This is a genomic window from Streptomyces sp. NPDC048623 (genome assembly GCF_040650755.1).
In the GTDB taxonomy this organism is placed as follows: domain Bacteria; phylum Actinomycetota; class Actinomycetes; order Streptomycetales; family Streptomycetaceae; genus Streptomyces.
In genome coordinates this window covers 1-12772 of sequence record NZ_JBEZHV010000052.1, presented here as the reverse complement: position 1 = coordinate 12772, position 12772 = coordinate 1, and the positions used below count along the sequence as shown (strand labels likewise).

The 12772-nt window shown below is 72.8% G+C and carries 12 protein-coding genes; 7 read left to right on the top strand and 5 right to left on the bottom strand.

What is annotated here, in order from left to right; genetic code table 11:
• Positions 1–284: 284 nt before the first annotated feature.
• Positions 285–644, bottom strand: coding sequence for a helix-turn-helix domain-containing protein (locus AB0C73_RS35915; RefSeq protein WP_362538126.1), 360 nt, complete (start codon positions 642–644; stop codon positions 285–287).
• An 86-nt stretch (positions 645–730) separates the two neighbouring features.
• On the opposite strand from AB0C73_RS35915, the gene AB0C73_RS35910 reads away from it, so the two are divergent.
• From AB0C73_RS35910 to AB0C73_RS35900, 3 genes are all read left to right on the top strand, one after another.
• Entirely contained in the window at positions 731–1414 is a 684-nt protein-coding gene (locus AB0C73_RS35910) for a plasmid partition protein (protein WP_362538124.1), read from the top strand.
• Positions 1411–2286, top strand: coding sequence for a hypothetical protein (locus AB0C73_RS35905; protein ID WP_362538122.1), 876 nt, complete (start codon positions 1411–1413; stop codon positions 2284–2286). Before AB0C73_RS35910 ends, AB0C73_RS35905 begins: the two co-directional genes overlap by 4 nt.
• 1221 nt (positions 2287–3507) lie before the next feature.
• A complete protein-coding gene (locus AB0C73_RS35900) occupies positions 3508–3708 on the top strand; it encodes a hypothetical protein (protein ID WP_355533381.1) in 201 nt (66 codons plus the stop codon).
• 1375 nt (positions 3709–5083) lie between these two features.
• Here AB0C73_RS35900 and AB0C73_RS35895 read toward each other — a convergent pair.
• The 4 genes from AB0C73_RS35895 to AB0C73_RS35880 form a co-directional block, all read right to left on the bottom strand.
• Positions 5084–6439 carry a DnaB-like helicase N-terminal domain-containing protein gene (locus AB0C73_RS35895; RefSeq protein WP_362538120.1) on the bottom strand — a complete coding sequence of 452 codons (1356 nt, stop codon included), beginning with the start codon at positions 6437–6439 and terminating at the stop codon, positions 5084–5086.
• Positions 6436–7389, bottom strand: coding sequence for a hypothetical protein (locus AB0C73_RS35890; protein WP_362538118.1), 954 nt, complete (start codon positions 7387–7389; stop codon positions 6436–6438). Before AB0C73_RS35890 ends, AB0C73_RS35895 begins: the two co-directional genes overlap by 4 nt.
• A 228-nt stretch (positions 7390–7617) precedes the next feature.
• Positions 7618–7854, bottom strand: coding sequence for a hypothetical protein (locus AB0C73_RS35885; protein ID WP_362538116.1), 237 nt, complete (start codon positions 7852–7854; stop codon positions 7618–7620).
• A gap of 46 nt (positions 7855–7900) precedes the next feature.
• Positions 7901–8695: a GntR family transcriptional regulator gene (locus tag AB0C73_RS35880; protein WP_362538114.1), complete on the bottom strand. Its 795-nt coding sequence runs from the start codon at positions 8693–8695 to the stop codon at positions 7901–7903.
• Between the two features lie 327 nt (positions 8696–9022).
• Here AB0C73_RS35880 and AB0C73_RS35875 point away from each other — a divergent pair, with 327 nt between their 5' ends.
• From AB0C73_RS35875 to AB0C73_RS35860, 4 genes are all read left to right on the top strand, one after another.
• The gene (locus AB0C73_RS35875) at positions 9023–10201 is read left to right on the top strand and encodes a sigma factor-like helix-turn-helix DNA-binding protein (RefSeq protein ID WP_362538112.1); all 1179 of its coding nucleotides are present in this window, start codon (positions 9023–9025) and stop codon (positions 10199–10201) included.
• Positions 10198–10497 carry an HNH endonuclease gene (locus AB0C73_RS35870; protein ID WP_362538110.1) on the top strand — a complete coding sequence of 100 codons (300 nt, stop codon included), beginning with the start codon at positions 10198–10200 and terminating at the stop codon, positions 10495–10497. The genes AB0C73_RS35875 and AB0C73_RS35870 overlap by 4 nt, the downstream gene beginning before the upstream one ends.
• Before the next feature lie 307 nt (positions 10498–10804).
• A complete protein-coding gene (locus AB0C73_RS35865) occupies positions 10805–10972 on the top strand; it encodes a hypothetical protein (RefSeq protein WP_362538108.1) in 168 nt (55 codons plus the stop codon).
• A gap of 80 nt (positions 10973–11052) precedes the next feature.
• Positions 11053–12444 (top strand): hypothetical protein, encoded by a 1392-nt coding sequence (locus tag AB0C73_RS35860; protein WP_362538106.1) that lies wholly within the window; start codon positions 11053–11055, stop codon positions 12442–12444.
• Positions 12445–12772 lie beyond the last annotated feature (328 nt).

The following is a 12772-nucleotide window of genomic DNA, read 5'->3' as shown; positions in this document are numbered from 1 at the left end:
CCCGCTCGCCCCTTCGGGCGTGTGGTCCTGGTCCTCCTTGCCGTGCCGCTCGCCCCCGCTCTGAGCTGGGCAGACGCCCGCATACGGGCGCAGCGCGGGCCGCTTGGGGGCGCGGCCGGGGCGAGGGCGGGGCCACCGGCCGGAGCGGGCACGGGTGCTGACCCGGGCTGACATGACAGTCCGTCAGCCGTCCCACGGCTTATCCATCGGTCGCCCGAACACCCACCCGAACCAATCCACGGTCACCCGAGAAACAACCGCTCGCCCCCGAGCAAATGCGCTGTCTATTTCTTCTTGCTGACTCGGTTTACGACTGTGGCGCTGCGGCCTGCGAATTCTCCGATACGGCGTTGTGTCCATCCCTGGGAAAGGCCGTACTGGATTCTGGCGTGGGCTTGGGTGTCCGTGAGGAGCGCGGGTTCGGTGCCGGGCGCGCAGTCGGCGGGGAGGCCGGGGCGGTTCCAGTCGGGCGGCTCGGGCTGGGGCTGGGCGGGGATGTCTGCCGAGGTCAGCGGGCGGGCGGGGGTGCCGAGGTGGACGGTGAGGCGGGCGCCGGGTTCGGCGTGCAGTTCCAGGTGGAGGCTGTCGGTGTCGGGCGCGCCGGGCGGGGTGTAGTGCACGGTGACGATCACGGGTTCGGCCATGTCCGGTCAACGACCGGGCGCACGTCCGGGTGCCTCTTGGGACCGGTCGGGGCGTGGGCTGGCTGCGGGTCCGTAGGGTGGCGCGCATGCTGATTGCCAGCCTGAAGCCCAGGACGATGGGCGGTACGACGAACACGGGCCTGTTGGCCTATGCCCTGGCGCGGGCTGGCCACCCCGTGACCTGCTACGACGCGGACGAGTCGCTGCAACTGAAGGCGTGGGCGCGGGACGCCGGCGACTTCCCGTGCGAGGTGCACGTGGCGGACACCCCGGCGTTCGCCGAGGTCGTCTACCCGGAGATGGACCACGACCGGATCAACGTCGTGGACGCCGGGCACGCCGAGAACCACCCGGACATCGTGGACTCGATCCTGGAAGTCGTGGATCTGGTGATCCTGACGCTGTCGCCCACGCAGCCGGACTACGACCGGCTGACCAAACCCGAGCGGGGCACGGCGCTCGCCAAGGTGATCAAGCGGTCCGCCGCGCTGCGCGAGAGCGGGCAGCCGCCGGCGACCTACGTGCTGCTCAACCGCTGCCAGGCCGGGGCGGCCAGCCCGAAGAAGTACGCGGACCTCCTGCGGAACGGGGGCGAGAAGGGCACCGATCCACGCTGGACGGTCCTGTCCACCCAGATCCCGAGGCGGGAGGGCATCGCGTCCGCGGTCGGCTTCCCCTGCGACAAGCCCGAGCGCAAAGCGCCGTACGACGCCCTGGTCACCGAGCTGACCAAGCTCGGGCACCTGCCCGAGGCGAGGTGGCGAGCGTGACCGCCATCGGCAAGCGGGACCGCGCCCGCGCCTTCGTCCCCGAGCTGATCCCCGAGCCGCAGGACCTGGACCGCACCGGGCCGCTGGACGCGAAGGAGCAGCAGCAGCTCGACCGCATCCATGCCGCCCGCGACCACCACCAGGCCGCGAAGTGGATGCGCGGCAAGGCCCTCGATGCTGCGTTCCGCCGGCGCCTGTTCCGGGGCGAGGACGGGCAGCGCACCCGCCAGCAGTACCTCGATGCCGAGTGGGACGGCATGAGCGAGTCCGCCGCCTACCTGGAGATCAAGGAATGGCGGCTCGCGGCGCAGATCGCCGCCACCTTCGAGCGGCCCGCGCCGGACTCCCACGTCCGCGCCCTGGTCGACGTTGCCGAGCAGCAGGGCCACGAGGCAGTGGCCCACTGGTACGCCGAGCTGCGCCGCCACGGCCAGCAGCTCGGGCAGCGGGTGACCGCCGACGTCGTGGCCAACCTCGCCGACTTCCTCCGCAAGGGCACCGAGCCCGAGCGCCTGGAAGCGCTGTTCGTCCCCCGCCAGCTCCCGCCCGCCAAGCCCCGCAAGTCCGCCCCGGCCGGGGAGCGCGCCGGGCACGGCAAGGGCGAGACGGTGACGGGCACGGTCGTCGCGCACGGCCAGGACGCCCCGGCCGGCTCATTCCAAAATTTTGGAATGAGCGGCGGCACCGGTCCCGCCCCGGCCGGACAGGACCGGTGGGCGCTGAGCGACGAGCACGTCGCCCGGCTCAGCGCCTGGATCGCGGACGGGGCGAGCAAGGCCCAGATCAGTCCCGACCGCGCGGCGGACCTCCTGGTGGAAGCCCTCACCGACGACGCCTTCCAGCACTGGATCGCCGCTCGCGCCTGGACCTAGGTACGGCGACGCAGAGTAGCGGCGAGGCGAGGCGAAGCGACGCGAGGACCCCTTGACCACCCCCCCTTGACCGCCCCCAGGGCGGGGGTGGTCAAGGGGTTTTGTGTCCGCCTCGCCTCGCGTCGCTTCGCCTCGCCGCTACCGTCCGTGACGCTCCAAGGGCGCTGTTCATCCGCCGGACGATCCGCCAGGAGTCCGCCAGGGATCCGCCGGAGCACCGCCACGGCACCGCCACCCGGCGGATCCGTGGCGGATCGGTGGCGGTGGGCATGACGGTGCATACCGGACAAGGTGGCGGTGGTCATGGCGGTGCAAACCGGGCGCGGATCAGCGTCCGGCGACGGGCAAGGGAGGGCGCTCTGCGAGGCGCCGTACGAGGCGCCCGCCGAGGCGCTCCACGAGGCGCCCTACGAGGTGCCTGCCAGGGCGCCTCACCACGGACAGCCGGACGGGAAAACCTGCACGTCAGAACACGTGGTCAAGGGGTCCGGGGCGCGCCGACTACTTCCCTGGGAGACCCCGCCACGGCGGCTTGCCCTACAAGTTGCCCTACAACTTGCCCTCCAGCTTGCTCTACAACTTGCCTCTCAACTTGCTCCACAACTTGCCTCCACCGGCCGGACTAGGCAGGCGAAACCGCAGATCAGGGCACGTGGTCAAGGGGCGCCGGACACGCCGACTACTTCCCTGGGAGACCCCTGCCGGAAGCACCGGCCCGGTTCCGCCGGGTCCTGGCGCTCCCGCTCGGGACCCGGGTGGGCAGCCGCCGCCAGGGGCACCCGCCGGTCCGTCCAGGCGGTTACGGGTTACCGGTTACAGGGCCGGTGAGTGCGCCGGTTCGCGCTGCTCAGGGCGCTGCGGGGCGGTCTCTTCTGGGCCTGTAACCGGTAACCGGTAACCGCCCGGCGGGCCGTGCAAATGCTGCGCCCCACCGGCACGCCGACGACGACCAGGAGCACGAGCTGCTGCCCGGCGCGGCCGGCGGGGAAGTTCACTGCCTCGCGCGTGCGCGACACGCGCGCGCCTTGGACCCCGCCGCCGCGCCCGGCCGGGGCGGTGAAGAAGAACTCACTCGGCACGCACGGCGGTGGTTACTTACTCCTTCCCGACCAGGCCGAGAGTGCCGAGATCGGCCCCGTGAGCCGTCCGACCGGCGCCCTTCCCGGCCGGGAAGGAAGGAGTAAGTAACCACCGCCCGGCCGCGCCCGCGATGATCGGGCGATGACCGACCGCCGCCCGCTGGGCACCGGAACCGACCGCGCCGACCTGTCCCGCACGCGAGACACCGAACCGGTGCCGGCGCCCCGCGCCCAGCTCGCCGCCGAACGCCTCCCCGCCGTCCCGGCCGCCGAACCGAAGCCGCGCCCGACCGCCGCCGGGCGCCGGATGCTCGGGGCCGGCCCCGCCCCGGCCGGGCAGTGACCGCGGCTGTGACGGACGCGGTGACACCGGGCCGTCACAGCCACCGCCGGACCGGCCCGTGCCGGGGCGCGCCCTCACGCGTACGTGCGCGCTGCGCCGCGCGTGCGTGAAACCGCGGGCGGGCGGCACGCACAGCACGCGTCACGCGCGGCACGCGTTGGGCCGCCTCGAGGAGCCGTCGGCGGCGCTTCGCAGCCCGCCCTCGCCGCCGCCCGGCACGGCCACCTCCCGGCGCTCCGGTCGTCCGTCCGTCCCGTCTCGTGTGCACGCGTGTGCTCGTGCACGTGTGCACGCTTTAACGCGCGCGAGGCCCGCCACGGCCCGGAAACGGCCCTCAGACCGCCTCGCAGCACCGGGCCGGACTCCCGGCCGCCGGACCCGCCGAACGCCTCCCGTACGGGCGGACACGGACGCGCGGACGGACACACGCCCGGACGGACGGGCGCAGCCGGGCGGGCGCGCCCCGGCGCGGCGGCGCGCGGGCAGGCGCGGCCGGGCAGCCGCGCGCGGATCGGTGCGGACAACCCGCCCGCACCGCCGCTGTGGCGGTTGAAGATCGAAGTGAACGCCACACGCGCGCGTCACGCGCGCATGTTTCGCCCGCGCGAGGCCGCTGCGGCGCGGTGATGATGAACGTGATGAACGCGACCCGGCGCCGACCTGGCAGCGTCCTGTCCGCCGCCCGTCCCGGCCCGTCCGCGATGCGCCGGCGCGGCGGGCGACCGCGCGGCGCGGACACATCGGCGCCACGTCGGCGGACAGGACCCACCAGCGCCGACAGGCCGGACACGTCAATCAGCCCACCCCCGCCCCTGGGGCCAGAACGCCCGGTACGGCCGGGAAACCCGGGGGGTGCGCCGTTGATTGGATCGATTGGTCCGCGCAGGTCAGCATCGGTCCCGGCATCGGCCCGTGATTGGTCCTGATTGGCCAGCGCCGCCGATCGGGGCCGATCACCGGCCAATCAGCCGCCGATCAACCTCACAGGCTCACAGGCCACCCGCGCGGCACGCCCACCTGGGCAAACGCCCTGTGAGCCTCCTACCTCACAGGCCCGCGCCGCTGGTGTCACGGCCCCGGTGTCACGCTCACCCGCCCGGAGCGAGCCGGGCGAACACGCAGGTCAGCGGTGTGCGTGACAAGCCGGGTGCCGGGAGCGTGACACTCACCCGCCGCCCGGCCGCAGGGTGAACGGCCCGGCTTGTGCGCGTACGTACGCGCGTAGGTCGGGCCCGAGTTCACCCCGCCCGGACCGGGTGAACGGGTGAACGCCCGCCCCGGAAGCCCTGTACGCCGATCTGAGCGCCGAACGCGGACCGCCCCGCCCAGAGAGACCTGGGCGGGGCGAAAACGCGGGAGGCGGGCGCACAGCGGCTCAGAAAGCCTCTGTCTGCTCCGGGTCCGGCTCGTCGGCGGGCGGTGGGATGTCGTAGCCGAGCGCGGCGGCCTGGTCGTCGGTGAGCGTGACGGCCGGGAGCGGGGCGTTCCCGGCGTAGTCGATCGCCTGCCAGGGCCAGGTGACGCCCTCGCAGAACTGCTCCGGCCACGCCCGCTCGGAGCGCTGACCGCGCCAGGGCACCCAGTCCATCAGCCGCAGCGCCTGGGCGCCGGGCTCGCTCGACGGGGACAGCCCGAAGCCGAACTCCGGCCAGCGCAGCCACAGGCTGGAGCCGATCGGGCGCAGGTCCCGGCGCTTGACGCCAGGCGCGGCGTGCGGGGAGTGCGCCTCGATGAGCATCGCCGCGCCGTTCGAGGCGGTGCGCAGCATCTCCAGCGCGCTCATCAGCGGTTTCGCCGCTTCCTCGTCGGACTTGCCGCTGGTGGTGAGCTTGTACAGCGGGCCGATCAGCATCAGGTCCGGGCGCGCCTGCTCCACCCGCCGCGCCAGCCTCGCCCGGTCCGCCGGCGCCGTGAGATCCAGCCCGCCCGGCTCGAACTCGAACGCGATGTTCGTGCTGGTCACCGGCGCGCCCTCGTCAGCCGCGGCCTGCGCCATGCGCCGGATCCACGGACGCGCCTGGCGGTCGGAGTTCTCCGCGTCCACGATCAGCACCCGCACCGGCCGGATCTTCGCGCGCTTGAACGGGTGCAGCCCGGCCGCCGCCCGCATGGCGACCTGGCGCAGCCACAGCGACTTCCCCCCGCCCTCCCCGGCCGTGACCATCAGCCGCTCCCAGCGGGCCAGCAGCCCCGGGACCACCCACTCCGGCTCGTCGTCGGCCTGCGCCAGGAACTCGTCCAGGTACAGCAGCGGCGCGTCCCGGTCGGCCAGGCCCCGGTCCCGGGCCGCCTGCATGTCCGCGACCGCGCGTTCGGCGACCTCCTGCGGGTCGCCGTCGGCGGCGTAGCCGGACTGCACCGCCCGGGTGCCGGCCTCGATGACGCCGCGCAGCAGCGCCAGGTCCCGCACCCGTTCGGCGTAGTAGGCGGCGTTCGCGGCCGTGGGCACCGCCTGCACGAGCGTGTGCAGGTAGGACGCCCCGCCGACCCGGGCCAGGTCGCCGTCCTGGTCCAGCCGGGCGCCGACCGTGATCGGGTCGCACGGCTCGCCGCGGACCGCCATCGAGCACACCGCGTCGAACACGGTGGCGTGCGCGGGCTTGTAGAAGTCCGCGCCGGTCACGATCTCGATCACTTCGAGGATCGCGTCCCTCGACAGCAGCATCGCGCCGAGAACGGCCTGCTCCGCGTCCAGATCCTGCGGAGGCACCCGCGTGAAGTCGTCGCTCACAGCCCGCTCCCCCTCGCCGCGATCCGCGCCCGCAGCGCCGCCACCTGCTCCGGAGTCCCGCCACCTTCACCGCCAGGAGCAGCGGCACCCACCGGCCCGGCCTGGCCGGGCAGTGGCACCCGCGACCGCTCGCAGTGCGCCACCAGATCAGTCCAGCCGCGCTCTGGCATCTCCGCCGCCCGAGCTGCCACCCAGGCCGCCGGATACCCGGCCTCCAGCAGCTCGGTCGCCTGCGCCCGCAGCGCTCGCCGACGCTGGCTCAGCACCGGCCGCATCGACGCCGCGACGAAGGAGTCGACCACGGTCTCCGCCTCGTCCTGGTTCGGCGCAGCCGCGTCTCTCTCCCCATCACCAGCCACCGCCGCTCCGCCACCGGTGTGACGGGCGGGAGAGAGGTGGTCTTCTGCTCCGCAGGAGGAATTGGTCTTCTTATGCAGCGGATTTACCGTCGACGGGTCAGCCGTCGACGGTTTTTCAGGCGACGGCTCTGACCTGCGGTTTTCTTCCGTGTCCACCGTGGACGGATTTTCAGGCGACGGCTCTGACCTGCGACTTTGCTTAGAGGGCGATTCCGGTTCCTCCCACGGCGCCTCCGCCCCGATCAGCAGCCCCTCCGGCATGTCCGTCACCTCGAAGACCGCCTCACCCAGACGGCCCAGCTCGTCCCGCTCCTGGTAGCGGTGCAGGTAGCCGTACCGTTCCAGCTCGGTGAGCGCTGTGCGGATTGCGTCCCGGCCCTCCGGCCCGGCCGCGACCAGCGATGCCTCCGAGACTCCAAAGCCGTCCCGGTGGGTCAGGATCTCCGCCAGGAGTCCCTTCGCCCGCCGCGACAGCCGCCGGTCTCGCAGCGCGCGGTTGTAGATCGTGACGAAGTCCCGGCCGAGCACGTCGGCCGCCATCGGCCCTCGCCGGATCTGACCACTGAAGCCCTTACGGGTCGGCCCGCTCATGCGGATACCTCCGCCCTGACCAGGGCCGGGGCCTGTCCATGTGGTGTTGTGCCGGTCGTGCGTCGTACGCTCAAGGGAGCGCACCTCCTCATTGATCAGGTGAGAGTGCTTTTCGCCCGGGCCGCGAACCCGGGGGACCTGCGGGCCCCGCCATCTGGCGGGGCCTGTTGCGTTGCGCGGACCATCCTGCCGGTGTCTGCCTGTGGACAGACGACGGAGAGTCGGAGGTCAGTCGTGATCGACTGCTTCGCCGCAGCTGTGTCCGGTGGTCGGTTCGGCGAGCGCGGTGAAGGGGGTCAGCGGCTGCTCGATCCACTCGGTACGCGCAGCGTGGGCGTGCTCGTCGCACGCGTAGACCTCGGTGCGGATGGGGCCGTAGGCGAGGCCGTCGACCGGTGCACGGCCTTCGATCAGGGTGGCTGCGGGCCGGGTGCAGGTGCCGATGCGCCGGGTGGTCTTGGGCATAGTTGGATCCTTCGTTTCGGGGGACGGCCGGGGTTAACAGAAATGGCTATGGAGCCGGTGAAACAGGGTCCGTAGGCCAACTGGCAGTTTTGTCACGCCGTAGCTCGGAAACAAGTTCCACGCGATCCGCTGGAATTGCGCGAATTGTCACCTCTATCGTTTCTCCGTTCCGTGCCGACTTTCCAACAATTGCCGTTTCGATCACCGGCATTTCTTCGGAGATTTCCAGCAGTTGCGCTTCTTCCCTGCTGGGCATTCGCGTCCGGATGTACTCCAACCATGAAATCGGGCCGTGTCCCGCTTCTTCTAGGCGGTCGAGATAACCGCCCGGCCCGGTAGACGCTTCGGCGATTTGCGGGGCATCGCGAATCGCCTCTTCGCTAAGCCAGGTGTCCACCACCTGGAAGGGGGGCTCCCCGGCCGGGCTGGTCACGCGACGGCGCCGCAGGGTCTCTGCGCCGGCCTCGATGCCCATCAGCTCCGCCACACGCTCAGGGGCAGGCAGGCGCTCACGGAAGGGGCGGCCGTGGACTACCCATCGTTCGTCCGGGCGGGAGGCCGCAGGGAACACGTAACCCGAGCGCGGGTTACGTGTCACAAGCTGGCCTCGGGCGATGCGGCGCCTTTCAATGCGCCAGTCCAGGACGACGATCCCGCGCCGCTTGATCGGCCGCACGAGTCCCTCGCGCTCCAGGATCGCCAGCGCTGCTGAGATGACGCCGCGTCCGACGCCGTACATGGCCGTCAGATCTTCGTACCTCGGCAAGGTGCCGCCCACCTCATACTCGCCGCCCCTGATGCGAGTCCGCAGGTCAGCGGCGACTTCCTCATATCGGGCCACGCCTTGTCTCCTTCCTTGGGACCGGTGCTGATCTTCCGGCCACGACTCCACAGTACCGGTACTGATCCGGTTCGGCATAGCCAACAGTACCGGTACTGTTGACGAAACAGTACCGGTACTGTTCTATAGATCGTGCCGGTCGAGCTTCGGGGCCGGAACAGCAAAGACCTGCGTAAACGCAGGACGCCCGGCCGGTGTTGACGCACCGGCCGGGCGGGTGGCCGAGGGGTGTTGACGCACCCCGGGCCATTTGGGCGGTGGTCAGGGCGTTGACGCGCCCCGACCGCTGTCGGACCGATCCACATGCCTTGGGTGAAGGGGTTCGACGTGTCGATTGTCGCTGAGCGGCCGGTGTCTGCGCAGGTGGCGGACCGGCCTGGAGGGGGCCGGGCTGACGTAGCGGTCAGCGCGGGACTGGCGGAGGAGATCGAGCGCCAGGAGCGGGAGGACAACGCCCGCGGTTACGAGCGGGAGCCGGAGAGCCGGGTGCCGGTGGTGCCGGCGCGGCGGGTGACGCCGTCGTACACGGCGCCGGAGCGGGTGGACCTGCGGACGGGTGAGGACCGGCCGCTGTCGGCGGTGCAGGCGCAGCGGGTGGCGCTGCTGGTGGAGGAGCACCACGACCACCTGGTGCGCTACGTGGCGGCCCGGCTGCGGGACATGGAGTGGGCGCACTGGGTGCGGGCGGAGGACGTGGCGCAGGACGTGTGGCTGCACGTGGCGCGCGGCCGGGTGCCGGAGCTGCTGAAGGAGTCGCCGGATCTGCCGTGGCCGCGTCTGGCGGCGACGGCGAAGTGGTCGCTGCTGGAGAACACGACGACGAAGCGGCGCCGGGAGTGGCTGGTGCGGGTGCCGGAGGGCGACGACCGGTCGGCCGACGAGGTGCTGGAGGCGCTGGCGGGCCCGGGGCCGGACGGCACGGTGTGCGCGGTGCTGGACGTCCTGGAGGCGGAAGCCGGGGCGGGCGCGGGGTGGGCTCCGGCCTGCTACGCGGCCCGGATCGCGGCTCTGCCCGCGCGGCAGCGTGAGGTGCTGGAGCTGCGGTGCGTGGACGGGATGACCACTCCGGCGATGGCGGCCCGGCTGGGTATCTCGCGGCAGTCCGTGGAGAGCGCGCTGCGCAAGGCGCTGACCGCGCTCGGCGGATCGGGCCGGATGCCTGGTGCCCGGACGCGCGGCGCGGGTGAGCCGCTGCCGGAGGGCTGGGAGCGGGTGCTGGACCGGCTGCCGAACCAGACACAGCGCGACGTGGTCCGGCTGCGCGCGGCCGGCGCTTCCTTCAAGGAGCTGAGCGAGCAGCTCGGCATCCACCGCGGCTACTCGCACGAGCTGTACACCCGCGCGCTGCGCTCGCTGCGCGAGATGGTCGTGGACCACCGCCTGGACCCGGAGCCCGCCGCGCCCGCCAGGCACAAGCCGAAGGCGGCCCCGTCCCCGAAGTCCTGCGCCCGGCAGTGTGCGTCCGGCTGCTACCTGCGCACCGCCCGGACGGGAGCGGCGGCATGAGCAACAACCCCGACCGCAAGCCGTGCTCGAAGCGCCGGCGGTTGCTGAAGGCGCGCCTCGCCGCGCGGGACGGCGCGCAGTGCTTTTACTGCGCCACGCCGTTCGGCCCCGGCCTGGAGGGCGCCACGGTCGATCACCTGATCCCGCGCTCCCTGGTCCACACGTGGGCGCAGGCCGCCCTGGTGCTCGCCTGCCACCCCTGCAACGAGGCCAAGGCCGACGCCCTCCCGCAGGCCCTGCTGCGCCCGGCACCCGGCCAGTTCGGCCCCGGCCTGGTCCCCGCCCGCGCGGTGTGACGGCTGCCTGTCCACCCCCGGCCCACGGCCGGGAGTGGGCGGGGAGCCGGGCACCCCGCCCGGCCTGTGACCAGCAAGGAGGACCCGATGGGTTGGTTCAAGGACGCGGACCTGGAAGAGGCGACGGTCGTGGTCGTTCCCGAGTCCGAGGTGCCCGCCGGCACCCCCGTGATCGACGCCGAGATCGTCCCCGACGAGGACTGAACGGCCGCGTGACGGCTGCCTGTCCGCCCCCGCCCGCCACCACCAGGCGGCCGGGGACGGGCGGGGAGCCGGGCACACGGCCCGGCCCAGGAAGGAGCACCCCGTGTTCGCCAAGAAGAAGCCCGGCGTCGAGTACCCGCCGTACGTCACGGTCCCCCGCAAGGCCGGCGAGCCCCGTCCGGTGGGGCAGCCGCCGCGCACCACCCGCTCGAAGCCCGCCCCGGCGGACCAGCCGGTGAAGCGGATCGGGTTCCGCGCCAAGAAGAAGTGATCGCACGCGGGGCCGGGCGGAGGAGTAGTCCGCCCGGCCCCGCGCCTGTCAGTGCACCACTACCAAGGAGGAAAGACCAGATGGGCAGGAAGAAGTTGGAGGAGGCCGGGCCGCCGGGGTCGTCGGCGCGGCTGCGGGTGGAGCTGGGGGCGGCGGACCGGTTCATCTCGTTCGTCACGTGGGGCGTGGCGGCGCTGATGATCGTGTGGTCGATCCTGAACGCCACCCCGTACGTGGCCGCTCACCTCGACCCGGATTGGCGCCAGACGGCGTTCGTGCTGCCCCTGGTGGTCGATCTCGCGTTCCTCGGCAGCCTGCGGGCCGACGAAATCGCCTCCCGCTACAACGTGTCCGGCGGGGCATGGGCGGCGCTGCTGCGCATGTTCACCGGCGCCGGGAGCGTGTTCCTGAACGTGGGCAGCGCCTGGGAGAAGGGCGACTGGACCGGGGTGTTCCAGCACCTGATCACCCCGGGCATCCTCGTGCTGCTCGCGGAGTCCGGGCCCGTCTACCGGCGCCGCCTCGCGGGACGGCTGGACGATGCGGAGCAGGAAGAGGCCGACAAGGCCGAGGCCGAGCGCGTGCGGCAGCAGCAGGAGGAGGAACGCCGGCGCCGCCTCGCCCAGGAGGAAGCCGACCGCCAGGCCGAGCGCGACCGCGCCGAAGCCGACCGCGCCCGGCAGCAGCGCCGGGACGACCAGCAGTTCGCCCTCGACCTGGAGGAGAAGCGCGAGGCCGCCCGCGCCGCCCGGGAGCTCCAGGCCCGGCGCCTGGACCTCGAAGCCAAGCGCCTCGACACCACCGTTCCCACAGCCCACAGCGGCGTTAACGGCATGACGGCACGCCGTTACGACGGCACGACGGCACAGACCGCCCCGGCTCCGCAGCCCCGCCCGGCGGTCGCCGCGCCCGTTCCTGCCGCACCGGTACGTGTACCTGTCGCGCCTGTCGCGTCCGCGCCCCGCACGGGGGTTCCGGCCCCGCAGGCCCGCACTGGAGCCGACAACGGCCACCCTGTCGCGCCCAAGGCCGACCCGGACACGACAGCAGCCGACAAGGCCGCACAGGCGCTCCACACCGCCCCGCAGGCCCCGGCCGCGCCCCGCACGACGGACAGCGCAGCATTTGCACGCCCGGCCGAACCGGCCCCCGCAGCGCCCCGCAAGGACGCCACGGCGTCCGTGGCCGCCGCCCAGACCTCCCCGGCCCGGGTCACCGCCCGCGTCGACGAGCACCAGGAGCAGGAGCAGCCCAAGCCGCCCGCCGGCCCCGTGAAGGACTGGGATCTCCCCGGCCTCCCGGCCGACTGCGCCCCCGGCCGCGCGCCCGAGCTGCTCACCGACTCCCAGGCCCACGCCCGGATCCGCTACGGCCACGCCAACGGATGGGCTCAGCGCCGGGTGGCCACATTCGCCGGACGCTCGCCCTCTACCGTCCATAAGCACATGAAGGCGCTCGACGCCGAAAAGTGAAAAGGAAAGCAGCGGCCCCGAATCCCTCCCCGTGGATTCGGGGCCGCTGCTTTTCGCTCGGGGGCGAGCGGTTGTTTCTCGGGTGACCGTGGATTGGTTCGGCGGAGCGTTCGGGCGACCGATGGATAAACCGCGAGGGACCTGACAGGCTGTCAGGTGGGCCCGGATCGGGGCCCGTGCCCGCTCCGGCCGGTGGACCCGCCCTCGCCCCGGCCGCGCCCCCGAGCGGGCCGCGCTGCGCCCGTATGCGGGCGTCTGCCCAGCTCAGAGCCGGGGCGAGCGGCACGGCGAGGAGGACCAGGACCACGGCCCCGAAGGGGCGAGCGGA

Excerpts from the sequence above, each read along its gene's own strand:
- AB0C73_RS35915 (WP_362538126.1), bottom strand. The coding sequence starts at position 644 with ATGGCCGAACCCGTGATCGTCACCGTGCACTACACCCCGCCCGGCGCG.
- AB0C73_RS35910 (WP_362538124.1), top strand. The coding sequence starts at position 731 with ATGCTGATTGCCAGCCTGAAGCCCAGGACGATGGGCGGTACGACGAAC.
- AB0C73_RS35900 (WP_355533381.1), top strand. The coding sequence starts at position 3,508 with ATGACCGACCGCCGCCCGCTGGGCACCGGAACCGACCGCGCCGACCTG.
- AB0C73_RS35890 (WP_362538118.1), bottom strand. The coding sequence starts at position 7,389 with ATGAGCGGGCCGACCCGTAAGGGCTTCAGTGGTCAGATCCGGCGAGGG.
- AB0C73_RS35885 (WP_362538116.1), bottom strand. The coding sequence starts at position 7,854 with ATGCCCAAGACCACCCGGCGCATCGGCACCTGCACCCGGCCCGCAGCC.
- AB0C73_RS35870 (WP_362538110.1), top strand. The coding sequence starts at position 10,198 with ATGAGCAACAACCCCGACCGCAAGCCGTGCTCGAAGCGCCGGCGGTTG.
- AB0C73_RS35860 (WP_362538106.1), top strand. The coding sequence starts at position 11,053 with ATGGGCAGGAAGAAGTTGGAGGAGGCCGGGCCGCCGGGGTCGTCGGCG.